Source organism: Allosphingosinicella sp. (genome assembly GCF_036403745.1).
Classification (GTDB): domain Bacteria; phylum Pseudomonadota; class Alphaproteobacteria; order Sphingomonadales; family Sphingomonadaceae; genus Allosphingosinicella.
On the sequence record NZ_DASWQI010000085.1, the window covers coordinates 1 to 22,879 of the forward strand.

The window sequence follows — 22,879 nt, forward strand, 5'->3', positions numbered from 1 at the left end:
TGCGGACGATCGGTGCCGAGGAAGGTCGATGCCTTCACCTGGTCGATGATATTGTCGATCGAGAGGCCATGGGCTTCGAGTCCGACTGCGTCGATCACCGCGTCGGGGCCGATCCCGCCGGTCATGTCGAGCAGCGCCGAATAAATGTCGGTTTCCTTGAAGTTGAGGACCTCCGCCCCAAAGCGCTTCGCCAGGGCAAGCCTTCCGGGGAAGTGATCGATCGCGATCACCCGTTCCGCGCCCATCAGGAAGGCCGACTGAACCGAGAACAGCCCGACCGGCCCGCAGCCCCACACTGCGACCGTGTCGCCGGGCTCGATCTCGGCATTCTCCGCCGCCATCCAGCCCGTGGGCAGGATGTCGGAGAGGAACAGCACCTTGTCGTCGTCGATGCCGTCCGGGATCACCACCGGCCCGACGTCCGAATAGGGGACGCGGAGATACTCGGCCTGTCCGCCGGCATATCCGCCGGTCAGATGCGCGTAACCGAGCGCGCCCCCCATCGGATAGCCGTAGAGCGTTTCGGACATGTCCGAGGTGGTGGCAGGGTTCGAATTGTCGCAGGCGCTAAACTGCTGCTTCGAGCAAAAGAAGCAGGTGCCGCACGAGACGGTGAACGGGATCACCACCTTCTGCCCGACCTTCAACGTGCTCTTCGCCCCGACCTCGACCACCTCGCCCATATTCTCGTGGCCGAGGATGTCGCCGGCCCGCATCGTCGGGATGTATCCGTCGTAGAGATGGAGGTCCGACCCGCAGATCGCCGCGGAGGTGATCTTGATGATCGCGTCGCGTGGGTTGACGATCTCGGGATCGGGAACGGTGTCGACGCGGACGTCGTGGCGGCCGTGCCAGGTGAGTGCGCGCATCGTGCCTAGCTCCTCAGAGATACTGTTTTGTGGGGTCCTCGGACGCGCGGCCCGAGGGGCTGGCGGACGAGGTCACCTCGCCCGTCTCCATCAATTGCTTGAAGCGCCTGAGATCCCGCCGCGCCTGCACGTTCGGCTCGCGCTGGAGGAGCTTGGCGACGGCCCGCCCGAGGGCGCCGAGCGGCGGATCGTAGCTGATCGTCGCACGGACCCAGGTGCCGCGCCCCGGCGGCGCATCGAGGAACTCGACCTTGCCGGCATTGCGGACGCTGGCATCCTCCTCCGACTCCCAGGCGATCAGGCGCCCAGGCTGCTCGTCGGTGATGCGGCTGGTGAAGACGATCTCGGTGCCGCCCGGCGCGGCGATGGTCCAGCGCGAGCGCGTGTCGTCGATCATCTCGACCGCGCGGACATTGTCCATGAACCGCGGCAGGTTCGAAAAGTCCCGCCAGAAGGTATAGAGTTCCTGCGCCGGCCGGTTGATGGTGACCGTGCGGCTGACGAGGGCATCCCTGCCGCGGCGGCCGCGCAGGGTGGAGGGCGGCGCGTCGCTGATCAGCGGCCCCTCGCCCGGATCCATGGCCTTGCGCGCGAAGAAGAGCGCGATGCCCGCCGCCGCCGCGACCGTCGCCGCCCCGATCAGGGTCTTCTGCAAGGCGTCGCCGCCTTCGCCGCGCGTGCCGTCCCTGCGCCTCTCGGCCATGTTCGGTCCTCCTGCTTGCTGCGCTCCGTTAACCGTAAGCCCGAGCGGAAGTTCCTCGCGAAAAGAGGCGCTTGGTCGCAGGCCCAGCCCGGCCTACAGGTCGGCGCGATGTCGTTCCTGCAGCGCACGATTCAGGGCCAGGTCCACCGCCTCGTCGGCTTCGGCGAGGGCGCCACCGACCTCGACAACCCGCCGGGCGATCCGGGCCTGTTCGGCCCAGGCTCGGCGGCGTGGCGGGTGCACAGCGACTTCACCGCGATGATCACCGGCGGCATCGCCGCGCTCTTCCTGCAGATGCTCCATCCGCGCGCGCTCGCCGGAGTCTGGGACCATTCGCGCTGGCGCGAAGACACGTTCGGGCGTCTACGGCGCACCGCCCAGTTCGTCGGCGGCACCACCTATGGCGGCACTGCAGAGGCGGAGCGTCTGATCGCGAAGGTGCTGAGCATCCACGCGCACGTGCACGGGCAGCTGCCGGACGGCACGCCGTACAGCGCCGACGATCCCGATCTCCTCACCTGGGTCCATGTCACCGAAATGCGCTGCTTCCTCGAAGCACGCCTGCGCTACGGGCCGGGCCCGCTGCTCCCCGGCGACGAGGACCGCTACTTCGCAGAAACTGCCGTCATCGCCCGCAAGCTCGGCGCGGCCTGGCTGCCCCAGACGCTCGCGGAGGCGGACGCCTATCTGGCGGGGGTCCGGCCGGAGCTGCGCCACGACGACCGCACCCGCGAGGTCGCCAGCGCGCTTCGAGCGCAATCGGCCCCGAATCCGCTCCTCGCGCTACCGGGCCGGCTGTTCCTGCGCGCCGGCATCGCGCTCCTGCCGGAATGGGCGGCGGACATGCACGGCTTCACCCGCCCCGCCCTCGGCGCCCCTTCCACCTTCGCACTGCGCCGCCTCGCGTCGCTGCTCCGCTGGGGAATACGGGACGGCTCCCCCGCGCGAGGCGCAAGGCGCCTCGGACTCCCGCTCGACAACCTCACCGCCCCGCGCCAAAAGGCGGCCAGCTGAAGGAGAGGCCGATGTCGCTTGCCGCCGATCTCAAGTCTCTCACCAAGGCGCAGCGCAGTGCGATCTGGGCGAGCTACCTCGGCTGGACGCTGGACGCGTTCGATTTCTTCCTGATGGTGTTCATGCTCTCCGCCATCGCGAAGGAGTTCGGCACCGACGTCAAGGCGGTAAGCCACGGCGTTTTCCTGACGTTGGCGGCGCGGCCGCTCGGCGCCTTCGTCTTCGGATGGCTGGCCGAGCGGTTCGGGCGACGACCGATCCTGATGATCGACATCATCCTCTTCTCGGTGCTCGAGCTCGCCTCGGGCTTCGCGCCCTCGCTGACGTCGCTGCTCATCCTGCGCTTCCTGTTCGGCATCGCCATGGGCGGCGAGTGGGGGATCGGCGCCAGCCTCGTCATGGAAAGCATCCCGCCGAAATTGCGCGGACCGGTCTCAGGCCTACTGCAGAGCGGCTACCCGTCCGGCTATTTCATCGCCAGCCTCGTCTATTTCCTGCTGTTCGACCATATCGGCTGGCGCGGCATGTTCATGGTCGGCATCGCGCCGGCGCTGCTCGTCATCCTCATCCGCATGCATGTCGAGGAAAGCCCCGCTTTCGAGGCCCGCCGCGACAAGCCGCGGGTGAACCCGGTCGTCGAGCTCGCGCGCCACTGGAAGATCGCGCTCTACCTCGTCGTGCTGATGACGGCGTTCAACTTCTTCAGTCACGGCACCCAGGATCTCTACCCGACCTTCCTCCAGAAACAGCACCATTTCGACACCCACACCACCGGCATCCTCGCCGCAATCATGAACCTGGGCGCGATCGTCGGCGGCATCGGCTTCGGCATCTGGTCGGAGCGACTGGGCCGTAAGAAGGCGATCATCGTCGCCAGCCTGCTCGCGCTGCCGGTGATCCCGCTCTGGGCATTCGCGGGGACGCCATTGCTGCTCGGCCTTGGCGCGTTCCTCATCCAGGTTGCAGTCCAGGGTGCCTGGGGCATCGTGCCGGTGCATCTGAACGAGCTGTCCCCGGCGCTGGCGCGCGGGCTGTTCCCGGGCTTCGCCTACCAGCTCGGCAACCTCATTGCCTCGTGGAACGCGCCGATGCAGGCGGGCATAGCGGAGAGCCACAGGGACAATTACGGCCTTTCCCTCGCTCTCGTCGCCGGCGTCACCGCGGTCGTTCTCACCATCTGGACCGCGCTGGGCCCCGAGCGGCGGGACGTCGATTTCGTCGAGGAGGCAAGGGCCACGTGAAGGCGACCATCTACCACAACCCGAACTGCGGGACCTCAAGGAAGACGCTCGACATCCTGCGCGAGTCCGGGGCCGACGTGACGGTTATCGAATATCTCAAGGCGCCGCCCAGCCGCGAGGAACTCAGGCGCCTCTACGCCGCCGCCGGCATCAGCGCGCGCGACGGTCTACGGGCTAAGGAGGAGGAGGCTGCGCCGGTGCGGCAGGCGGAGGACGAGGCGGTGCTGGACGCGATGATGGCGAACCCGAAGCTCATCGAGCGTCCTTTGGTCGAGACCGAGAAAGGGGTCCGCCTCTGCCGGCCGCAGGACAAGGTGCGCGAGATCCTCTGAGCCATGGCGTGTTGATCCTCCGGCCCCTGCAGGCGCACTCCCGCTGATGGCGGTGATCGACCCCGACGTGCTGCTCAGGGCCTATGCGATCGGCGTCTTTCCGATGTCCGACGCCCGCGAGGCCGAGGAGGTCTTCTGGGTCGAGCCCAAGCGGCGGGCGGTGATCCCGCTCGACGGCCTCAAGGTCTCCCATTCCCTTCGCAAGACGATCCGCTCGAGCCGCTTCCAAGTCACCGCCGACACCGCGTTCGAGCAGGTCATCCGCCGCTGCGCGGAGCGCGAGGAGACCTGGATCAACAGCCCCATTGAGGCAAGCTTCATCCGCCTCCGCGCCCTCGGCTTCGCCCACTCGATCGAATGCCGGCACGAAGGCGAACTGGTCGGCGGCCTTTACGGCGTCGCCCTCGGCCGCGCCTTTTTCGGCGAGAGCATGTTCTCGGCCGAGACCGACGCGTCCAAGGTCGCCCTCGCCTGGCTGGTCGCGCGGCTGAAGGTCGGCGGCTATACCCTGCTCGACTGCCAGTTCATGACCGACCATCTGCGCAGCCTCGGCGCGGTGGAGATCACCAAGAAGACCTATCTGGGGTTGTTGGCCGCCGCTGTGTCGCCCGCGATGTCGGCCCTCGCCGGCGGCAGCGTCGGCGCGGCAGGCCTGGACGGCGCCGCCGCGGCAGGCTTGCGCGCCGGAGACTTCGGCGCACTCGACCGGTTGCTGGCGGAAGCCACGCCCGGCGGCGCCGTTGCTTCGTCGCCCGGGCGCTTCATCGCACAGCTCTTGGGCCAGACGTCGTAGATCGGGTGCTCGACGACGTTCAGCGACGGCGTTTCCTTGTAGAGCCAGCCCGAGAAGACGCGGCGGTAGCGGTCCTGCGGGTCGCGCGGCTCCTTCACGTCCAGTTGGACGAAGGCGCCGGTGAGCCGCTGCGCCTCCCACGAAGCCGTCGTCTCGCAGGCGCGCAGCCGGACGATGGCGTCGCCGACCCGGATCGCCTGGCCGGGCTTCAACGTCAGGTCCTGCGACAGGCCGTTGCGCTTGTTGAGGAAGCCCAGCACCGCGACGCGCTGGCCCATCGGCGTCGTACCGGGGACCTCGGCCGTCACAGTCTGCGGCACGTCGACCGTCTGGGGTCCGCCATTGCCGCCCACGCCGCGCTGGCCGCTGCCGCCCTTGCCGCAGCCGGAGAGCGTAAGCACGGCCGCGAGGGCGAGGACGAACGGCCGCGTCGTGCGCCTCATCCCTGCTCCGGCGTCCAGGCCTCATAATCGCCGCTCGCCGCGGCGCGGCGGCCGCCACGCTCGATGGCGCCGGCGGGGCGATAGGCCTGCGGCGTGCCGGTGAGGTTGCCGGTGCCGGGCTTCAGGAACTTGGGCGCCGGCGGCAGCGATTCGTCGGGCAGGCCGTCGATCTGGTGGTGCATCCAGCTATGCCAATCGGGCGGGATCCGCGCCGCGTCGTTCAAGCCGTTATAGACGACGAAGCGGCGGCCGCCCTTCTTCGCCTCGTAATAGACGTTGCCGAGCGCATCGCTGCCGACCTTGCGGCCCTTGCGCCAGATTTCCAGCGACGTGCCGAGCGTCGCGCCGTCCCACCAGGTGAAGATTCTCTTGAAGAAACCCATGGCTGCCCGCCTAGCGCCCTTGGCCGCGCCTGCGCAAGCCGCCGCTCAGCGCGGCTCGACCTCGACCGCCAGCGGACCCTTGCGGCCCTTGGCGATGCGGGCGCGCAGCGGCTCGTCGGGAACGAGGTCGGAAAGGCCGCCGCGGCGCACCGTCTCCATGTGGACGAAAATGTCCTCGCCGTCCTCGGCCCCCTCGCGGACCACGAAGCCGTAGCCTTTGAGGCGGTTGAACCATTTGACCCGCACCGGCTCGAATTCGCCGGCTTCGTCGATGAGGGCGGCGGGGTCGACGCGCTCGGCCTTGGCGCCCGTCGCCGGGCGGCCCGGCTCCGGAACCACGGCGGTCGAGAGGTCGATGGAAATTACGCGCCGCGCCTGCAAGCCCCGCTCCTGCTGCGCGACAAGACATTCGACGATCGCGCCTTCAGGGAGGCTGCGCCGGTCATGCTCCTTGAGGATGCTGAAATGGACGAGGACGTCGCCGGGCACGTCGTCGCTGACCAGGAAACCGAAGCCGCGGGTGGCGTCGAACCACTTCATGGTGCCGGTGATGTGGAGGAGGCCTTCCTCGCCGGGCGCAGCTTCCCCTTCGCCGGGCTCAGCTGCGGCGGGATCCTCAGCACGCATTTCCCGGCGCGACGTCATGAACGGCCGATCTACCTTAAAGTGCGAGCGACGACTATCATGGCTCTCGCGGCCTTGTGAACTGTTTCCGCTGCTTTTTTAGAAGCTGTCCGGTTCAGGGACCTCTCCCGGCGCGGCATTGACGATGCGGCGGACGAGGTCCAGCCGGTGGCCGGCGCGGAGCATCGCCGCCGCCGCCTTGTCGCGCTGGGGCCGCTCGAGGGCGGCTTCCGCATAGGGCCCGATGCGGCGCCGCTCGGCGAAGCGCAGGGCCGCGGTAAAGGCCTGCGCCTCCGCATCCTCCCGCGCCGGCGCCGAATCCTCCTCGCCGATACCGGCAGCGTGCAGCGCGTCCTTCACCCGCCGCTCGCCATAGCCGCGCCGGAGCAGCGAGGAGGCCTTGGCAGAGGCGAAGGCGCGGTCGTCGACATAGCCGAGCTCCGCGAAACGGGCGACGAGACGCTCGACCGGCGGCTCGCTTTGCCCCTCCCACCCGCGTTCGCGCAGCTTGCGGCGGAGGTAGGTGGCGAGCTTGGCGCGTGTCGTCGCATAGCGGCCGGCATAGAAGAGGCCGAGCCGTTCGAGCCCCTCATTATCGAGAGGTGGCCGAGGGTTTCGCTGTCGTTCAGCTTTCACGCGCCATGATTGTGCCACAGTCGGACGGGATTATAAAAGCCCGCCACCATCCATTGGCTCAGCCGCCGCGCCCGATGCGCGGAAACAGACTCGAAGAGGTAGCGACAGATCGTGCCGGAACCCGTTCAGCCGACGCCGACCGACGACAGCAATCCGCGCCGCTTCGCGGACTTCGAGACGCTCGGGGCGGCGCTGGATTATGCGGCGCAAGGCGTGCGCGGCCTCAATTTCCACGATCCGCGCGGCACTCTGGTCCGCGCCTACACCTTCCGCGAGCTGCGCGACGACGCCCTCGTCATGGCGCGCCGGCTGATCGCCGAGGGCGTTGCGCCGAAGGACCGGATCGCCCTGGTCGCCGAGACGGGCCCCGAATTCGCCGCCTTGTTCTTCGGTGCCGTCTACGCCGGCGCCTGGCCGGTGCCGCTGCCGCTGCCGACCTCGTTCGGGGGCCGCGATTCCTATATCGACCAGCTCTCCGTCCAGCTTGCGAGCGCCGATCCGACCCATCTCTTCTACCCGGCCGAGCTCGCCGGCATGGCGGGCGCCGCGGCCGAGGGTGCCGGGGTCAAGGGGGTGGCCTGGGAAGACTTCGCCAACGAAGCCGCTCCGGAGGCCGATCTGCCCGAGGCTTTACCGGAAGACATCGCCTACCTCCAATATTCGAGCGGCTCGACCCGCTTCCCGCACGGCGTCGCCGTCACCCATCGCGGGCTCTTGAACAACCTCGCCGCGCACAGCCACGGCATGGAAGTGGTCGAGGGCGACCGCTGCGTCTCCTGGCTGCCCTGGTATCACGACATGGGCCTCGTCGGCTGCCTGCTCTCGCCCGTCGCCAACCAGGTCTCGACCGATTACTTGAAGACCGAGGATTTCGCCCGCCGCCCGCTCGCCTGGCTCGATCTCATCAGCCGCAACAAGGGCACCACCCTCTCTTACTCGCCGACCTTCGGCTACGACATCTGCGCCCGCCGCATCGGCAGCCAGTCCAAGGTCTCCGAGCGCTTCGATTTGTCGCGCTGGCGGGTGGCCGGCAACGGCGCCGACATGATCCGCCCGGACGTGATGCAGGCCTTCGTCGACGCCTTCCACGAGGCCGGCTTCAACGCCAAATCCTTCCTCCCCTCCTACGGCCTTGCGGAGGCGACGCTTGCGGTCTCGATCATGCCGCCGGGCGAAGGCATCGTCGTCGAGCTGGTCGAGGAGACGACCTTGGCGGGCGACGGCAAGGTCCACCGCGACCGGCCGCAGCGCTACCGCGCCATCGTCAATTGCGGCCGCCCGGCGCGCGGCATGGAAGTCGAGATCCGCGAGGAGGACGGCACCCCGCTCGCCGACCGCCAGATCGGCAAGGTCTGGTGCCGCGGCACGTCGGTGATGGTCGGCTATTTCCGCGACGAGGAGGCGACCAAGGCCTGCATGGACGCCGGCGGATGGCTCGACACGGGCGACATGGGCTACATGTCCGGCGGCTATCTCTACATCGTCGGCCGCGCCAAGGACATGATCATCATCAACGGCAAGAACCACTGGCCGCAGGACATCGAGTGGGCCGTGGAGCAGCTTCCCGGCTTCAAGGCCGGCGACATCGCCGCCTTCTCGATCACCACCCAGGGCGGCGAGGAGACGCCCGCGGTGCTCGTCCAGTGCCGCACCTCCGACGCGGAAGAGCGCGGCCGCCTGCGCGACGCCATCCGCGAGCGGGTTCGCGCGATCACCGGCATGAACTGCGTCGTCGAGCTCGTCCCGCCGCGCACCCTGCCGCGGACGAGCTCGGGGAAGCTGTCACGGGCCAAGGCGAGAAGCCTCTATCTCACCGGCGAAATCCAGCCCTACGATATCGCGGCCTGAGCCGCTCCGCCCCGCGGCCCCTTGCGCCATTTCCTCCCCCCGTCTAACGGGTGGGGGGCCTAGGAGTGTAGCTCAGTTGGTAGAGCATCGGTCTCCAAAACCGAGGGCCGTGGGTTCGAGTCCCTCCACTCCTGCCAGGCCGTAGCGAGGCGCGCAGCGACAGCAGGGCACCGCTGCTGCAAAGCACGTGGAACTTGTCACGCCGGCCGTCCGCTCAACGGAGACGGAGATCCGCATGATGCTTCTCACGCCCCTCGCCGCCGCGCTCGGCTTCGCGCTCGCCGCCCCGGCACCACCGGACGTGAGCAGCACCTGCGCCGACAATCCGACGCTGCTCAATCCCCGCGCGCTTTCGCAAGCCGAAATCTCTGCCCTCCTGCACGTTCGCGACAATCCCGACCTCAAGGTGACCGGCATCGACGGTCCGTCCTTTGCAATGTCCGGTCCCTGCGTGGCGACGCTTCGGACCGTCGCCACCAATTTCGTGTTCGCCAACGGCCGGACGGTCTGGATAGGCTTCCCGCCGCTCAAGCTCGTTCCCGCCCCCGCGGGCGACCGCTATGCCACAAAGATCCTGCCTGTGCCGATCGACGCCGCGCTTCACACCATCGGGGGCGCCAACGTCGGGTCCAGACACAGGCTCGTCTACCTCAACAGCGTCTATCTCGACGGGCACAGACGCATCGGCCTGTGGAAGAACGGCGGGCTGTGGGCGGTGGAGACGATCACCTGTACGCCCGGCGGCGCGTGCGCCGGCCCGGTTCCGCTGCTGACCTCGACGCACCCGATCCGTGAGATCGGCTACATGTCCTCCCCCGACGGCACGCACGGCGGCTCCCTGCACCTGTGGGTCAGCGGCGACAGCGGGCAGGACTATTCGATCCGGCTGCTGACGACGTCCTCGCCGCGCTGAGGCAGCGGCACTTCGCCAAGACGCAAGAGGCACGGCGCAGGCTCTGCCGCCCCGGGTGGCCCCCTTCCACCCTTCCCCCGAACCTCCCGCCCTTGCCTTAACCCCGTCCGCTCGCTATCTCGCGAAGCTCCCATCCATGGCAATCCTCTGGCCGACCGGCGCTCCGGTCCCCGGCGGCTGCCCGAGACTGCAAGGACGCGCCGCCTTGGCCAAAGTCAGCCCCATCGAATTCTTCCGCCAGGTCCGCGCCGAATCGGCGAAGATCGTGTGGCCGAGCCGCAAGCAGACGGTGACCACCGGCATCATGGTGCTCATCATGACGAGCATCCTCGCCATCTTCTTCTTCGGCGTCGATGCCGCCTTCCAGGCGATCGTGAAGGGGCTCCTCAAGCTGGTCAGCTGACGCCGCGTCCGGCCTCGCCCGCAACCCCGCCCAACAAGGGGGAGACGGGCGCGGCGCAACCCGCTAAGAACCCCCTTCGCAAGACATCGACGAACGACCCCGCGGCCGCGCCCCAAAGGCCCCCCGCACAGAGAGACAGACAGGAAGCAAGAGTGTCCCGCTGGTACATCATCCACGCTTATTCCGGCTTCGAGAACAAGGTGCGCGACGCCATCCAGGCCGACGCCGCCCGCATGGGCCTCGAGCAGCTCGTCGAAGCCGTCGAAGTCCCGACCGAGAAGGTGACCGAGGTCCGCCGCGGCAAGAAGGTCACCAGCGACCGCAAGTTCTTCCCGGGCTACGTGCTCGCCAAGCTGAACATGAACGACGACGTCTACCACCTCGTCAAGAACACCCCCAAGGTCACCGGCTTCCTCGGCTCCTCGGGCAAGCCCCAGCCGATCAGCGACGCCGAGGCCGCCCGCATCCTCAACACCAAGGAGGAAGCCGCCGCCGCCGCGCCCAAGACCAAGATCAACGTCGACTATGAGATCGGCGACAGCGTCAAGGTCCTCGACGGCCCGTTCGCGAGCTTCAACGGCATGGTCGAGGAACTCGATTTCGACCGCGGCCGCGTCAAGGTCGGCGTGAGCATCTTCGGCCGCGCGACGCCGGTCGAGCTGGAGTTCGAGCAGGTCGAGCGCGTGAAGTAAGGGCCCGGCCCCTCATCCCGGACCTGATCCGGAATCCACGTTCTCCTTCGAAGAGGCCGGGGCGAAAGCCTTGGCCTTTTTCATTTCACGCGGAGGCGCGGAGAAGGGAGAGTTCACGGAGAGACGCAGAGGCACGGTGATACCGCAAGCCGATGGAGGGCCAGCCTGCTCGCAGCCACCGAGAACTCGACAATAGCACAGCTTGAGAGGATCATCGTTTAGCGTGCATAAGCGCACGGAAGTCGCGGATGCAGGAGGCTCTCCTCTACAAATGCCAAATTTGAACGCCAACCTTATCAAGCGCATTCAGCGCCTTCCGAAGCCAGCGCGTACATCTGACGCGCTGCAGCCTATCTTCGAAGCGATCAGCAACAGCATCCATGCCATCTATGCCCGATGGAAGGAATCAGCCGCGTTCAAGGGAAAGATCGAGGTATTTGTCAACACAGGCCGCAACAAGCGCGATGTGTGGGTCACAGTCGAGGATAACGGCATTGGTCTCGACGATGAAAATTTCGAAGCCTTTCTTACGACCGATACGGATCATAAGATCTCTTTTGGCGGCAAAGGCGTCGGCCGCCTCCTTTGGCTCGATTGCTTCGGCTCGACGCGCGTGGTTTCGCGCTACCTCCAAGAGGGTCAGATGCGGGAAAGGAGGTTCACATTCCGGCTCAGTAACAGCGATCAGGTCACTGATCTCGTTGAGTGCGCAGCAAGCCCGGGCAGCTCGGCTGGGACGTGGATCAAATTTTCGGATATCCGAGAAAAGGCCTATCTGGATAAATTTCCTGCGCGAGGGGAATACATATTCCAGCACGTGTTTTCGCATTTTTTGCCAGTATTCGTAGGCGGGAAGTCACCAGATATCCAAATCAATTGTGGTGATGAAACCCGGACTTATCCCGCTGACATGGCAGAACACATCAGCCGGCAGGAATATCTTAAAAACTTACGATTCAACGATGTCGGTTTCTTCGAGCTTACATTGCTGGAGTGCCATAAGACGGCCAGCGCCAGCCTTGGCGGCAACCACTTCGTACATTTTATCGGCAATGATCGCACAGTCGTGTCGCAGTGCATAGATGCGAAGCTCGGGATCGGCTATTTTGGTCCAGAGAAGGACCGCGTGTTCCACGCCTGTGTGTTTAGCTCATTTCTCAATGAGCACGTTAACCAGGAGCGCACCGGATTCACATTCGACGATCATATCCTAGATAGTATCGTCAATGAAGTCTGCATGACTCATATCGAGGCTTTCCTAGCCGAGCCCCTCGAGGAGCAGAGCGAGCGGCAACGGGCGCAAATCGCAGTGATCGTGGAGACATATCCATCCGTTAAATTTGGTGACGTAGAGGAGCTTCAAAACTACCTGCCGACCGGCGAGAACAAGCAGGATGCAATCTACGGACATCTCGCGCGCCAGCGTTTCCGCCGAGACGTTAAGCAGGCTCAGGCAATCCGCAGCACATTTGAGACACTAAAGGGCGGGAAAGTCACAGGCGAAGCTTTCTATGGCGCTGTCGCTCACGCGGTGCAAAGCCTGGAAGAGGCCGAGTCACGAAGTCTCGCGGAGTATGTCATTCGGCGAAAAGCCGTCCTCGACTTCTTGTCTCTTCTTCTTGAGAGGGTAAGGCTAACCGAGGGCGACAGCGCCTATCAGACCGAGTCTGTGGTCCACAATCTCATCTGTCCCATGAGGATTAGGACAGTCGGTGAGGAACTCAAGATTGTACCATCGTCTCACGAACTCTGGGTTCTCGATGAACGTCTTACATTCGCGGAGTATTTCAGCTCTGATCGACCCTTCAAGGAACTCGGGCAGGCTTTCGAAAGCGAAGAGCGCGCGGATGTGCTGGTCTTTAATACCGTTCACTCGCTTCGGGACTCAGACGAGAGTTCAAGAGTTCTGCTCGTGGAATTTAAAAGACCCGGGCGTAAGAGCTACGATAACGACGAGAACCCTCAGCAGCAGGTTGAGAGGTACGTGCGGATCCTGAAGGCTGGTGGCCAGATCGATGTCAGAGGTCGCCCAATTAAATTGACCGACAATACCGTCTTTAATTGTTTTATAGTCGCCGACATTGTGGGAAGGCTGGACGACTGGACATTTTCGTGGGAGAGGGTGGCGGGTACGGGCGGCCGGCGTTATGTCCCGCGGGATGGTTTTCTTGGATCGATCGAACTAATCGGCTGGGATGATCTCCTTAGAGATGCGCGTGCTCGGAACGCTGCCTTTTTCGAACGAGCGGGTTTGAGCGGACGCAGTTTCTTCTCCGCCGAGTGACGGTTCCGGCCAACCCGGACCGTCGCCGCGACTCACCTGGCGAACGGGACACTCGCCGTGACTATCCATCTGCGCTGATCAGGATTTTACCCGGTCCAGCATCTCCGTCGCCTCCTCGCCAAGCGCCCGCGCTATCTGGATAAACTCCGGCACGCCAAGCTTCCGCTGCCCGCGCTCGTAGTTCGAGACGAAGCTCTGTGTCCGTCCGAGCGCCTTGCCGAGCTGGGTCTGGTTGAGGCCCTTCGCTTCGCGCGCCTCGACGAGGATCTCGCAGAGCCGCTGGGTCAGTCGTTCGCGTTCGTCTGCCGGGCCCGCCATGGGGCTGGCGTAGGTAGCGGACTAGTCTATGCAAAGTTGGCGTAAGTCCGGACTGGAGGGAAGAAGGTGGGTTCCGGATCAAGTCCGGAATGACAACAGGGGGTTGCCCTCCCCTCCCCTACACCGCCGCCCCAGCTATCTCCGCCGCGGCGGCGAGCCACGCCCGAAGGTTCTTCGCGGTGGTGGGTGTCAACGCCGGCGCCTGCGCCGGGTCCGCTGGAGGGGCGACGAGGGTGGCGGCTTCGAGGCGCGTGAGGTGGCTGGCGAGGGTCGCGGGGGCAAGGCCGGCCGCCTCGGCTAGCGCGGCACGGGACAGCGGGCGTTGTTCCAGGGCAGCGGCGTAGAGCTCGAGAAGGATCGTGAGAGCGGTGTCGGTGACGGGGACGCCGAGGAACTCGGTCCGCAGCCGTCGGACGTCGAGCAGGGCGCGCACCCAGCGGGGGTTCGTCTCCGGCAGCGCGCCGTGCTCGGCCAAGGCGAGGAGGTCTGCCGTGGGATCGAGCGCATGGGCATGGACCAGGCGTGCCGCCTCCTCCAGCAGCACACCGATCTCCGCAAGGCTCGCCGCGCGGATGCGGCCGTCGCGTAGGCCCGCGGGTGCGTCGCTTCTCGCCATCACGAAGCACATTATTCGGTTTTGTTATATTCTGCCAGCGTATCCTTCGAAAATCGCAACCGCCAAGCCGCGGCCAAAGAAGTTGAAACGCCATTCAACTCGCCGCCCCCAGCCGCGAAAATCGCCCGTGCCCCTCGCCCCCACCCCCCGCTTCGCGCCGGCACGGACACGGTAGGCACACGGTTACCACCCTGCATCGACACGGTAACGACCCGGCACCGACACGGTAACGACCCTGCATCGGCACGGTAACGACCCGGCACGCGCACGGTAACGACCCGACACTCGCATGGCTTCGGCACAAGTCCTGGTGGCCACTGCGCTTGTGGATTTCGGCTGCTGTTTATGCTATGTTCCAACGATGATCAGGATAGCGAACGCCTCGATACGTCGGTGGGATTGGCCGCGACTCGCGCGGGCCGGCGATCTGCGCCACGCGGCTCTGATTGAGAAAATCGATCGAAGACGCCGATTTGATAGAGAGGATAATTATTTTTCACGAAACTTCGAAACTTCGAAGCTTCCGCCCCGCCGCCGCGCCTGCCGTCGTCCGACCGCCCGGGTCTCAGCGCCCCGGCATGTTCGGGGGCGTAACGGTCTGCTAGGGCTCCTGGCCGTGAGGCGGGGAGGGATGGCATGAAGCGGGCGGGCGCGGCGTTGCTGGTGGTGCTGATGCTGCTGCTGGCGGCGGCGCTGGCGTTCAAGGGACAGCTGACCCAGCCTCCGCCGGTCGCCGCCGCCGAGGCGGGGCAGTTCGATGCAATGCGGGCGAAGGCGCGGCTGGCGCGGCTGCTGGGGGACCAGCGACCGCATCCGGTCGATACCGCCGCCGACGATGCGGTGCGGGGGCGCCTGGTGGCCGAGCTGCAGGCGATGGGGCTGCAGCCGCGCGTCACCGACGACTGGGCCTGCGGCGGGAGCAAAGGCGGGCGGTCCGCGGTGTGCGCGCGCATCCGCAACGTGGTGGCGACGATCGGCGATGCCGCGGCGCCGCACCAGCTGCTGCTCGCCTCCCATTACGATTCGACGCCGGTGGGGCCGGGCGCGTCGGACGACGGCATCGGCGTGGCGACGATGCTGGAGGTCGCCTCGCTCCTGAAGGGGCGCAAGCTGGCGCGGCCGGTCGCCTTGCTGTTCGACGAGGGCGAGGAGGCGGGGCTGCTCGGCGCGCACGCCTTTTTAGAACATGATCCGCAGGCCGCGCGGATCGAGAGCCTGATCAATTTCGAGGCGCGCGGCGTGACGGGGCCGGCGACGATGTTCGAGACGAGCCGGCCGAACGGCCCGGCGATCGGCGCCTTCAAGGCGAGCGCGGCACGGCCCGTCGCCAATTCGATGACCGCGGATTTCTATCGGCTCATTCCCAATTCGACCGACGTCACCGTCTTCGCGGCGCGGCCGTGGACGATCCTCAATTTCGCGGTGATCGGCAACGAGACGCGCTACCACAGCCCGGGGGACACGGTGGCCGCGCTCGATCCGGCCAGCCTCCAGCATATGGGGCGCCAGGGTCTGTCGGCGGCCGTGCGGCTGACCGAGGCCGGATCCGGCGCCATTGGCGGTGGAGGCGGCGGCGAGCGCATCTATGCGGACGTTGCCGGGCGGGTGCTGATCGTGCTGCCGCGGACCCTGGGGCTGGCGCTGTTCGGGCTGCTGGTCGCGGGCGTGGCGGTGTTCGCCTGGGGCCGGCGCGACGGCTTGCTGCGCGGGGCCGGCGCAATGATCGCGGCGGTGCTGGGGAGCGCGGCCCTGGTGTTCGTGCTGCAATGGCTCACCGGCATGGCGCGGCCGGGCAGCTTCTGGCGGGCGCATCCCGACGCGATGGCGCTGGCGGTGGATCTGGCGGCGCTGGCGGTGTCCGTGGGTGCGCTGGCCTGGGTGGGGCGCGGGCTGAGCCGGGAGCGGCTGCGGGCGGCGTTCTGGCTGGTGTTCATGGTGCTGAGCCTCGGGATCGTGTTCGTCGCGCCGGGGGCGGCGATCTTCTCGCTGATCCCGCCGCTCATCATGCTGGTCGGCTGGCTGGCGGGGCAGCGGGCGCGGCGGGCGGAGACCGTGGCGGCTTTGCTGGCCTGGGCGGCCTTGTTCCTGACCTGGGGGCCGCTGGTGCATCTGAGCGAGGTGCTGCTCGATTTTTGGAGCGCCTGGCTGTTCGCGCCGTTCGCGGCCTTGCTGGTGCTGCCGGCGCTGATCGAATTGAAGCCGCTCGGGGCGTTCCGGCCTGCGGCTCTGGCGCTGGCCGGCGTCGCGGCAGTGGCGGCGTGGGGGGCGATGCTCGCGCTTCCCGCCTATTCGGAGGACCGCAAGCAGGGCTTCCGCATCGAATATGCCTGGGACGGGACGGCCGCCAAAGGGCAGTGGCTGGTCGGCAATGGCGGCGTGCCGCTGCCGGACGGATTCCCCCAGCGCGGCGCGTTCAAGGCTGCGGTGAAGCTGCCGTGGACGGCGAGCAGCCGCTGGACAGCCCCGGCGCCGGCCATCCCCCTCCCCGCCCCCCGCATCGAGCGGGTGGGCGAGCGGCCGGGATCCGGCGGACGGATCGTGGCGGTGCGGGTGGCGGCGAACGGGGCGGACGACGTGCTCGTCCGGTTCGAAGGCACGGCCCGCGTCAGGGCGTTCGGCACCGGCGGCTCGAACGTGGCTTTCGGGGCGGAGGCGGGCAAGGAACCCTACCTCTTGCGCTGCACCGGACGGAGCTGCGACGGCGCCGTGTTCGAGGTCTCCCTACCCGCCGCGCCAGCCGAAGCGACGGTGATCGGCATCCGCGACAGCCTCCCCGCCGCCGCCGCGCCGCTGGTGCGGGCGCGGCCCGCGACGGCGCAGGCGCAATACGGCCCCGACGCGTCGATCAACTGGACGAAGGTGCCGCTCTAGCGTTTGTCCTTCACCGTCCGGTCGAGGAAGTTGACGATGGTCTGCCAGACGTGGGTCTGCGGGCCCTCGCCGGCGATGGCGTGGGTGGCGCCGGGATAGACCATCAGCTCGAACGGGTGCTTCTCCTTCTGGAGCTTGGCGATGAGGCTGGTGGTGTTCTCGAACACGACATTGTCGTCGGCCATGCCGTGGACGACGAGGAGCGGGTCGCGGATGTTGCTGGCCTCGTTTAGGGTGTCGCCGGCCTTGTACGGCTTGGGGTCGGTGGCCGGGTTGCCGAGATAGCGCTCGGTGTAGAAGGTGTCGTACAGCTCCCAGCGGGTGACGGGCGCGACGGCGGCGCCGGCGGCGAACACGCCGGGCGCCTTTTCGAGCAGGCGCAGGGTCATGTAGCCGCCGTAGGACCAGCCCATCACCGCGACCCTGGCCGGATCGACGAACGGCTGGCGCTTCAGCCACTCCACCCCGGCGAGCTGGTCCTCGACCTCGACGGTGCCGGCGGCGTGGTAGATGCCGCTCTCGAACTTGACGCCGCGCCGGTTGGTGCCGCGATTGTCGATGGTGAAGACGATCCAGCCGTGCTGGGCGAGATATTCCTGCAGGGGAAGAGCGCCGTACCAGCTGCGCGTCACCTGCTGCCCGTGCGGGCCGCCATAGACGTAGAAGAAGACCGGGTAGCGCTTGCCGGGCTCCCGGCGCGGCGAGAGCATGCGGTAGTGGAGCTCCGAGCCGTCGGGGCCCTTGAGGGTGCCGAACACGGGCTGGATATGGCTGTCGAGATAGGGGGCATAGGGATGGTCCGGCCCGAGCCGGTTCTCCTCCACCCAGGCAAGGCGGCGGCCGCTGGCGTCGGCGAGGTAGGTCTGCTGCGGCTGGGCGGGGTTCGAGCGGGTGACGAGGAGGTGGGTGGCGGCCTTGTCCATGGTGACGCCGTTCGACCAGCCCGCCTCGGTGACCCGCATTGGCTTGCCGGGCTTGTCGTAGGAGACCCAGTAAAGCTGCGGCTCGATCGGCGTCTCTTGCGTGCCTGTGAAATAGACGCGCCGCGCTTTCTCATCGACGCCGGCGACGCGGTCGACGGCCCATTCGCCGCGGGTGAGCTGGGTCCATTTGCCCGCCTTCCAGCGGTAGAGATGCGAGAAGCCGGAGCGTTCCGACGACCAGATCAGGCTGCCGTCCTTGAGAGCGCGCAAATTTTCGGTGAGGTTGACCCAGGTCGGCGACGTCTCGCTGAACAAAAGCGTGGAGGCGCCGGTGGCGGGGTCGATGCGCAGGACGTCGAGCGTCTTCTGGTCGCGGCTCATTCGCTGGACGAGCACGGCCTTGCCGTCGGCCGTCCAGTCGACGCGGGTGAGATACTGGTCCGGGTTCGGCCCGAGATCGGCCTTCACCTTGGAGGCACCATCGGGCGTCATGATGTAGAGGTCGACGATCGCGTTCTTCGTGCCGGCCGCGGGGTAGCGCTGCTCGACCAGCTTCGTCCCCTCCGCGCCGATGGCGGCGCGGGTCACGACCTGCACCGGGCTCTCGTCGACGCGGGCGACGGCGAGGTAGCGGTCGTCCGGCGACCACCAGTAACCAGTGTGGCGGTCCATCTCCTCCTGGGCAACGAACTCGGCCGCGCCCCAGCTCAACGTGCCGCCGCCGTCGGTGGTGAGCGGATGCTCGGTGCCGGTGGCGAGATCGAGGACGAACAAATTCTGGTTGCGCAGGAACGAGAGGTAGCGGCCGGCTTCCGAGACCTTGGGGTCGATCTCGGTTTCCTTTGTGGCGGTGAGGCGGCGTACATTGCCGTCGAGGGTGGCGAGGTAGAGATCGCCGTCGATGGGCACGAGGATCGACTTGCCGTCGGGCGCCCAGGCATAATCGGTGATGCCGCGGGTGCCGGCGATGCGGAGGCGCTCGCGGCGCATCTTCTCTTCCTCGGAGAGCTCGGCGCCGGAGCCGATCTTCTTCGAATCGACCAGCATCCGCGCCTGTCCCGTGGCGGCGTCGATCGCCCAGAGATCGTAGCGTTCCTTTTCGTCGGGCCGGTTCCTGAGGAGGGTGACGAGGCGGCCGTCGGGCGAGAGCCTCGCTAGGCGCGGGCTGGGTCCGGAGAGCGCGGGGCTCTGGAACACGCGCTCGAGCGTGAGGTCACGCGCCGCGGCGGACGTGACGGTGGCGGTCAGGAGGAGAAGCGGGAGAAGGATCTTGCGCATGGCGCTTTCCTAAAGGCAGGCGCGGAAAAGGGAAGATCGTGCGCGAACGTGCCTCCCCAGGAGCGAAGCTCGTGGGGAGGGGGACCACCCGCAGGGTGGCGGAGGGGTAGTATAAGGGGCACCGGGGGGCTGCCCGCGCGCGCCGCTCCGGGTGCGCGGGAATACCCCTCCACCACCCTTCGGGTGGTCCCCCTCCCCATCCTGCGGATGGGGAGGTAGAAAAGCTCAGCCCTCGGCGGTTTCCGTCTCGGGCGTCGCGGTCGCGGCGGGCGCCTTGGCGCCGGCGCCGGGACGGGTGTCGCGGCGCTCGGCGATGCGGGCGGCCTTGCCGGTGCGGCCGCGCAGATAATAGAGCTTGGCGCGGCGAACGGCGCCGCGGCGCACGACCTCGATCGAATCGACGTTCGGCGAATAAAGCGGGAAGACGCGCTCGACGCCTTCGCCGAAGCTGATCTTGCGGACGGTGAAGGAGCTGCCCATGCCGCGGTTGGCGCGGGCGATGCAGACGCCTTCGAAATTCTGGACGCGGGTGCGGTCGCCCTCGACCACCTTGACGCCGACGCGGAGCGTGTCGCCCGGACGGAATTCGGGGATGGCGCGGGCCTGGGTCAGGTTTTCGATCTGCTCGGCCTCGAGCTGCTGGATGAGGTTCATGTCGTCTCGTCTCTCTAATCGTCGTGCCGCGCGCCAGAGGGCGGTGGCCTTCGCGCGTCCCCGTGACGCGCGATCAGGTCCGGCCGCCGTGACCGTGTGTCCGCCCGGGCGCGCTCGGCGCGCCACGCGGCGATCTTCGCATGATCCCCCGATCGCAGCACTTCAGGGATCGTGCGCCCTTCCCATTCAACAGGTCGGGTATAATGCGGATATTCGAGAAGCCCCTCATTGAAGCTCTCTTCCTCACCGCTTGAGGCCGCGCCCATTACCCCGGGAAGCAGCCGAACGCAAGCATCGAGGAGGGTCAGCGCCGCCATCTCCCCGCCCGACAGCACATAGTCGCCGATCGAGACGGGAACGATGGGCCGCGCCTCGAACAGGCGCTCGTCGATCCCCTCGAAGCGGCCGCAGAGGATGGAGACGCCGGGGCCGGCGGCAAGGGTGCGGACGAAGTCCTGGGTGAGCGGGCGGCCGCGGGGGGTCATGGCAAGAAGCGGGGCGGCGGGGGCTTGGGCAAGAGCGTGGTCGACGGCAGCGGCGAGCACGTCCGCCCGCATCACCATCCCGGCGCCGCCGCCTGCGGGGGTGTCGTCGACGGAGCGGTGCTTGTCGGTCGCGAAGTCGCGGATCTGCACTGTCTCCAGCGACCAGATGCCCTCGCGCAAGGCGCGGCCCGCCAGGCTGGCGCCCAGGGGTCCGGGAAACATTTCCGGGTAGAGGGTGAGGACGGTAGCGGACCAGGTCACGGCTTGACCCAATTCTCGATCTTCAAGTGCGGTAGATCGGCGAAATCCTGCTCGTTGTTGGTGACCAGGATTCGCCCGGCCGAGATGGCATGGCCGGCAATCAGCCTGTCGAAGGATCCGCGCCTGAACGGGAGCGCCGCATAGGCACGGGCGGCTGCTTCGTCGAAGGGCAGCACCTCAACTTCGCCCAGAAACGCCTGCAACTCATCGGCATCGTCCATCGCCTCGCCGTATCCCACACCGACCTCGGCTAGAGTCACTGCCGAAATCGCCACCGTGCCCTCCGGCTGCTGCGCAAGGCGATCCTTGAGAGCGGCGCTACGACCGAGGAGCGCGTAGATGCAGATATCGCTGTCGAGGAGGAAGAGAGACTCATCCATCCTCGTTCAGCCGCTTGCCCTCCCAATCGAGCCGTCGCTCGACGAAGACGCGGTCCTCCGGCGACAAGAGCTTCAGCCCGGTGGCCTTCCCCCAGAAAGCATCGACGTTCAGCTTCCGCTTCTCGGCCGGCACCGTCTCCACGCGAACGGTCCCGGGCGTGAGCTCGACCAGCCTCACCTGCTCCCCCTCTTTGAAGCCGAGGGCCTTCGGCAGGCGCAGGGCGACCGAATTTCCCGACTTGAACGTCTTGCCCACGTACTCACTACCCATGTGACTCACCTCGTAGATACGGCACGTATATACGGTGAATGCACTTCTGAATCAATGCGCCGGCGCGAACCTCAGCGCCTGGATCGTTGGCGGGCTCGTCGGCGCGAGGAGCACGTCGCCTTCGATGCGGCCGCGTTCGCAAGACCAGGTGAAATGGGCCTGGAGGTTGCCGGCGGCGGTGACGGGGCCGTCGGTGCGGCAGTCGCCGACCTCCGCCTTGGCGCGGGCGAGGTCGGCGGCCCAGCTGGCGGCGGTGCGGTCCAGCAGGAAGTTCATGGCGAGGCTGGTGCGGGCCGCGTCGACGCTGCCGGCGCGCCACATGGTCGCAGCGGCGGCGTAGGCGGCGCGGACGGCGGGGCTTGGCGGGATGGCGCGCGGCGCGGGCATCCAGCCCGCCTTCTGGAGCGCTGCGGCGGCTTGCCACAAGGCCGGGGCCGGCGCGCCGTAGGTGCGATTGGTGAAGGCGAAGAGGCCGATCCCGCGGTTCGGAAACAGCAGCATGTAGGAGCCGTAGCCGGGATAGCCGCCGCCATGGGCGAGGCTGAGGCCGAGGTCGCAGTCCGCCATCACCCGCAGGCCCATGCCGTAGGTGAACGCCTGCGTGCAGCTCGCCGGGCCGCCGGGGCGGGTGACGAGCTGGGGGAAATCGAGACCCTGGCTGAGCTCACGGACGCTGGAGCGGCGGACGGGGCCCGTCTCCGGCCCGTCGCGGGGCGGCCAGGCGGAGAGGAGGAAGGCGATCCACTTTGCATAGTCCGGCGCGGTGGTCTGGACGCCGCCCATCGCCCCGAAGGCGCCGCGGGCGAGGTCCGGCTCGCGCTTCCAGGCGCCGTCCTCCCAGCGATAGCCGAGGGCGCGGCGGGCCTGCGGCGCCTTGGTGTAATCGTAGCCGGTGGACGTCATGCCGAGTGGGCGCATGATCTCGCTCTGGATATAGTCCTCGAAGGGCCGGCCGGAGACGTTGGTGACGATGCGGCCGAGGATGGCGAAGCCGAGGTTCGAATATTCGTACGCCGTCTGCGGCGCGCGCTGGAAGGGGACGCCGGTGCGGAGCAGGCGGGTGAAGTCCGCCTCGGGCATCGGCGTCTGCCGATCGCCCCAGGGATCGTCGGTGACGAAGCCGGCGGCGTGGCTGAGGAGGTCGCGGACGCGGATCCTCGGGGAGTCGGCCGTGGGGTATTTCCAGCCGCGCATCTCGGGGACGTAGGTTTCGGCCGGCGCATCGAGCGAGAGGCGGCCGGCGTCGCGGAGCTTGAGGATTGCCAGCGCCGTGAAGGCCTTCGACATCGAGGCGATGCGGAACAGCGTCTCGGGCGCGACGGGCCGCTTCGACTCCGGGTCCTGCACCCCCATCGTGCGGACGAGGACGAGGCGGCCGTCCCTCACGACACCGTAGACGAGGCCCGGAATGTGGGCGTCCTCCATGTAGCGGCGGAAGATGGCCTCGAGCTCCGGCGCCGCGGCTTCGATCGATGCCGCGGGCGGAGGCGGCGGCGGTGGCTGGGCGCCTGCGGGCCGGGCGGCGCCGAGAAGCAAAGCTGCGAGGATCGTGATGCGCATAAGCGTCGGCTCCGGCTGGTCGGGCGCGAGGCTAGCCCTACCGCGGCCCCCGTGCCAGACGGGAACTTGTCGCAGCCCGCGGCG

23 protein-coding genes, 1 tRNA gene and 1 pseudogene are annotated in these 22,879 nt (G+C 67.4%); 11 read left to right on the forward strand and 14 right to left on the reverse strand.

Features of this window, described 5'->3' with window-relative positions; all coding sequences use genetic code 11:
• Both VGC56_RS16055 and VGC56_RS16060 read right to left on the reverse strand, forming a co-directional pair.
• Window positions 1–869, reverse strand: an 869-nt coding sequence (locus VGC56_RS16055; protein ID WP_464126495.1) for an alcohol dehydrogenase catalytic domain-containing protein, incomplete at its 3' end; no start/stop codon positions are given.
• 13 nt (window positions 870–882) lie between these two features.
• Window positions 883–1,572, reverse strand: a complete 690-nt coding sequence (locus VGC56_RS16060) for an SRPBCC family protein (RefSeq protein WP_464126496.1) — start codon at window positions 1,570–1,572, stop codon at window positions 883–885.
• Between the two features lie 108 nt (window positions 1,573–1,680).
• Between VGC56_RS16060 and VGC56_RS16065 the strand changes: the two genes are divergently transcribed.
• Genes VGC56_RS16065 through aat form a run of 4 tightly spaced genes read left to right on the forward strand, consistent with a single transcriptional unit; the run spans window position 1,681 to window position 4,952 of the window.
• Complete coding sequence (locus tag VGC56_RS16065) at window positions 1,681–2,586, forward strand: oxygenase MpaB family protein (protein WP_464126498.1); 906 nt, start codon at window positions 1,681–1,683, stop codon at window positions 2,584–2,586.
• An 11-nt stretch (window positions 2,587–2,597) separates the two neighbouring features.
• On the forward strand, window positions 2,598–3,827 hold the full coding sequence (locus tag VGC56_RS16070) for an MFS transporter (protein ID WP_464126499.1): 1,230 nt from the start codon (window positions 2,598–2,600) through the stop codon (window positions 3,825–3,827).
• Window positions 3,824–4,159 carry an arsenate reductase (glutaredoxin) gene (gene arsC / locus VGC56_RS16075; RefSeq protein WP_464126500.1) on the forward strand — a complete coding sequence of 112 codons (336 nt, stop codon included), beginning with the start codon at window positions 3,824–3,826 and terminating at the stop codon, window positions 4,157–4,159. Before VGC56_RS16070 ends, arsC begins: the two co-directional genes overlap by 4 nt.
• A gap of 46 nt (window positions 4,160–4,205) precedes the next feature.
• Window positions 4,206–4,952: a leucyl/phenylalanyl-tRNA--protein transferase gene (gene aat, locus VGC56_RS16080; protein ID WP_464126501.1), complete on the forward strand. Its 747-nt coding sequence runs from the start codon at window positions 4,206–4,208 to the stop codon at window positions 4,950–4,952.
• Window positions 4,953–4,987: 35 nt separating this feature from the next.
• Here the strand turns inward: aat and VGC56_RS16085 are convergent.
• The 4 genes and pseudogenes from VGC56_RS16085 to VGC56_RS16100 form a co-directional block, all read right to left on the reverse strand.
• Window positions 4,988–5,395 (reverse strand): annotated as a pseudogene (locus VGC56_RS16085) (DUF2155 domain-containing protein); the annotation flags it as partial.
• Complete coding sequence (locus tag VGC56_RS16090; protein WP_464126503.1) at window positions 5,392–5,778, reverse strand: NADH:ubiquinone oxidoreductase subunit NDUFA12; 387 nt, start codon at window positions 5,776–5,778, stop codon at window positions 5,392–5,394. The gene VGC56_RS16090 and the pseudogene VGC56_RS16085, both read right to left, overlap by 4 nt.
• Window positions 5,779–5,823: 45 nt before the next feature.
• Window positions 5,824–6,423: a cold-shock protein gene (locus tag VGC56_RS16095; protein WP_464126504.1), complete on the reverse strand. Its 600-nt coding sequence runs from the start codon at window positions 6,421–6,423 to the stop codon at window positions 5,824–5,826.
• 78 nt (window positions 6,424–6,501) lie between these two features.
• Window positions 6,502–7,038 carry a regulatory protein RecX gene (locus VGC56_RS16100; RefSeq protein ID WP_464126506.1) on the reverse strand — a complete coding sequence of 179 codons (537 nt, stop codon included), beginning with the start codon at window positions 7,036–7,038 and terminating at the stop codon, window positions 6,502–6,504.
• A 111-nt stretch (window positions 7,039–7,149) separates the two neighbouring features.
• Between VGC56_RS16100 and VGC56_RS16105 the strand changes: the two genes are divergently transcribed.
• From VGC56_RS16105 to VGC56_RS16130, 6 genes are all read left to right on the forward strand, one after another.
• Complete coding sequence (locus VGC56_RS16105) at window positions 7,150–8,886, forward strand: fatty acyl-AMP ligase (RefSeq protein WP_464126507.1); 1,737 nt, start codon at window positions 7,150–7,152, stop codon at window positions 8,884–8,886.
• Window positions 8,887–8,947: 61 nt separating this feature from the next.
• A tRNA-Trp gene (locus VGC56_RS16110) sits at window positions 8,948–9,023 on the forward strand.
• Window positions 9,024–9,121: 98 nt separating this feature from the next.
• Entirely contained in the window at window positions 9,122–9,799 is a 678-nt protein-coding gene (locus tag VGC56_RS16115) for a hypothetical protein (protein WP_464126509.1), read from the forward strand.
• 205 nt (window positions 9,800–10,004) lie between these two features.
• Window positions 10,005–10,202, forward strand: coding sequence for a preprotein translocase subunit SecE (gene secE / locus VGC56_RS16120; protein ID WP_464126510.1), 198 nt, complete (start codon window positions 10,005–10,007; stop codon window positions 10,200–10,202).
• Between the two features lie 152 nt (window positions 10,203–10,354).
• On the forward strand, window positions 10,355–10,894 hold the full coding sequence (gene nusG, locus VGC56_RS16125; RefSeq protein ID WP_464126511.1) for a transcription termination/antitermination protein NusG: 540 nt from the start codon (window positions 10,355–10,357) through the stop codon (window positions 10,892–10,894).
• 280 nt (window positions 10,895–11,174) lie between these two features.
• On the forward strand, window positions 11,175–13,178 hold the full coding sequence (locus tag VGC56_RS16130; RefSeq protein WP_464126513.1) for an ATP-binding protein: 2,004 nt from the start codon (window positions 11,175–11,177) through the stop codon (window positions 13,176–13,178).
• Between the two features lie 78 nt (window positions 13,179–13,256).
• Here the strand turns inward: VGC56_RS16130 and VGC56_RS16135 are convergent, their stop codons facing one another.
• Both VGC56_RS16135 and VGC56_RS16140 read right to left on the reverse strand, forming a co-directional pair.
• Window positions 13,257–13,496, reverse strand: coding sequence for a helix-turn-helix domain-containing protein (locus tag VGC56_RS16135; RefSeq protein ID WP_464126514.1), 240 nt, complete (start codon window positions 13,494–13,496; stop codon window positions 13,257–13,259).
• 118 nt (window positions 13,497–13,614) lie between these two features.
• A complete protein-coding gene (locus tag VGC56_RS16140) occupies window positions 13,615–14,112 on the reverse strand; it encodes a hypothetical protein (RefSeq protein ID WP_464126515.1) in 498 nt (165 codons plus the stop codon).
• Window positions 14,113–14,748: 636 nt separating this feature from the next.
• Here VGC56_RS16140 and VGC56_RS16145 point away from each other — a divergent pair.
• Window positions 14,749–16,983: a M28 family peptidase gene (locus VGC56_RS16145; RefSeq protein WP_464126516.1), complete on the forward strand. Its 2,235-nt coding sequence runs from the start codon at window positions 14,749–14,751 to the stop codon at window positions 16,981–16,983.
• Here the strand turns inward: VGC56_RS16145 and VGC56_RS16150 are convergent.
• From VGC56_RS16150 to VGC56_RS16175, 6 genes are all read right to left on the reverse strand, one after another.
• Window positions 16,980–19,184 carry a S9 family peptidase gene (locus tag VGC56_RS16150; RefSeq protein WP_464126517.1) on the reverse strand — a complete coding sequence of 735 codons (2,205 nt, stop codon included), beginning with the start codon at window positions 19,182–19,184 and terminating at the stop codon, window positions 16,980–16,982. The genes VGC56_RS16145 and VGC56_RS16150 overlap by 4 nt on opposite strands.
• Window positions 19,185–19,409: 225 nt before the next feature.
• The gene (gene rplS, locus VGC56_RS16155; protein WP_464126519.1) at window positions 19,410–19,838 is read right to left on the reverse strand and encodes a 50S ribosomal protein L19; all 429 of its coding nucleotides are present in this window, start codon (window positions 19,836–19,838) and stop codon (window positions 19,410–19,412) included.
• Between the two features lie 14 nt (window positions 19,839–19,852).
• Window positions 19,853–20,584, reverse strand: a complete 732-nt coding sequence (gene trmD / locus VGC56_RS16160) for a tRNA (guanosine(37)-N1)-methyltransferase TrmD (RefSeq protein WP_464126520.1) — start codon at window positions 20,582–20,584, stop codon at window positions 19,853–19,855.
• On the reverse strand, window positions 20,581–20,964 hold the full coding sequence (locus tag VGC56_RS16165; RefSeq protein WP_464126521.1) for a PIN domain-containing protein: 384 nt from the start codon (window positions 20,962–20,964) through the stop codon (window positions 20,581–20,583). Before VGC56_RS16165 ends, trmD begins: the two co-directional genes overlap by 4 nt.
• Entirely contained in the window at window positions 20,957–21,235 is a 279-nt protein-coding gene (locus VGC56_RS16170) for an AbrB/MazE/SpoVT family DNA-binding domain-containing protein (RefSeq protein WP_464126522.1), read from the reverse strand. The genes VGC56_RS16165 and VGC56_RS16170 overlap by 8 nt, the downstream gene beginning before the upstream one ends.
• Window positions 21,236–21,286: 51 nt before the next feature.
• Window positions 21,287–22,795 (reverse strand): serine hydrolase domain-containing protein, encoded by a 1,509-nt coding sequence (locus VGC56_RS16175; protein ID WP_464126524.1) that lies wholly within the window; start codon window positions 22,793–22,795, stop codon window positions 21,287–21,289.
• Window positions 22,796–22,879: the final 84 nt, after the last annotated feature.

What these genes read in the sequence shown, in the direction of transcription:
- VGC56_RS16060 (WP_464126496.1), bottom strand. Translation starts at nt 1,572, where the DNA reads ATGGCCGAGAGGCGCAGGGACGGCACGCGCGGCGAAGGCGGCGACGCC.
- VGC56_RS16065 (WP_464126498.1), top strand. Translation starts at nt 1,681, where the DNA reads ATGTCGTTCCTGCAGCGCACGATTCAGGGCCAGGTCCACCGCCTCGTC.
- VGC56_RS16070 (WP_464126499.1), top strand. Translation starts at nt 2,598, where the DNA reads ATGTCGCTTGCCGCCGATCTCAAGTCTCTCACCAAGGCGCAGCGCAGT.
- aat (WP_464126501.1), top strand. Translation starts at nt 4,206, where the DNA reads ATGGCGGTGATCGACCCCGACGTGCTGCTCAGGGCCTATGCGATCGGC.
- VGC56_RS16090 (WP_464126503.1), bottom strand. Translation starts at nt 5,778, where the DNA reads ATGGGTTTCTTCAAGAGAATCTTCACCTGGTGGGACGGCGCGACGCTC.
- VGC56_RS16095 (WP_464126504.1), bottom strand. Translation starts at nt 6,423, where the DNA reads ATGACGTCGCGCCGGGAAATGCGTGCTGAGGATCCCGCCGCAGCTGAG.
- VGC56_RS16115 (WP_464126509.1), top strand. Translation starts at nt 9,122, where the DNA reads ATGATGCTTCTCACGCCCCTCGCCGCCGCGCTCGGCTTCGCGCTCGCC.
- VGC56_RS16135 (WP_464126514.1), bottom strand. Translation starts at nt 13,496, where the DNA reads ATGGCGGGCCCGGCAGACGAACGCGAACGACTGACCCAGCGGCTCTGC.
- VGC56_RS16140 (WP_464126515.1), bottom strand. Translation starts at nt 14,112, where the DNA reads ATGGCGAGAAGCGACGCACCCGCGGGCCTACGCGACGGCCGCATCCGC.
- VGC56_RS16145 (WP_464126516.1), top strand. Translation starts at nt 14,749, where the DNA reads ATGAAGCGGGCGGGCGCGGCGTTGCTGGTGGTGCTGATGCTGCTGCTG.
- VGC56_RS16150 (WP_464126517.1), bottom strand. Translation starts at nt 19,184, where the DNA reads ATGCGCAAGATCCTTCTCCCGCTTCTCCTCCTGACCGCCACCGTCACG.
- rplS (WP_464126519.1), bottom strand. Translation starts at nt 19,838, where the DNA reads ATGAACCTCATCCAGCAGCTCGAGGCCGAGCAGATCGAAAACCTGACC.
- VGC56_RS16165 (WP_464126521.1), bottom strand. Translation starts at nt 20,964, where the DNA reads ATGGATGAGTCTCTCTTCCTCCTCGACAGCGATATCTGCATCTACGCG.
- VGC56_RS16170 (WP_464126522.1), bottom strand. Translation starts at nt 21,235, where the DNA reads ATGGGTAGTGAGTACGTGGGCAAGACGTTCAAGTCGGGAAATTCGGTC.
- VGC56_RS16175 (WP_464126524.1), bottom strand. Translation starts at nt 22,795, where the DNA reads ATGCGCATCACGATCCTCGCAGCTTTGCTTCTCGGCGCCGCCCGGCCC.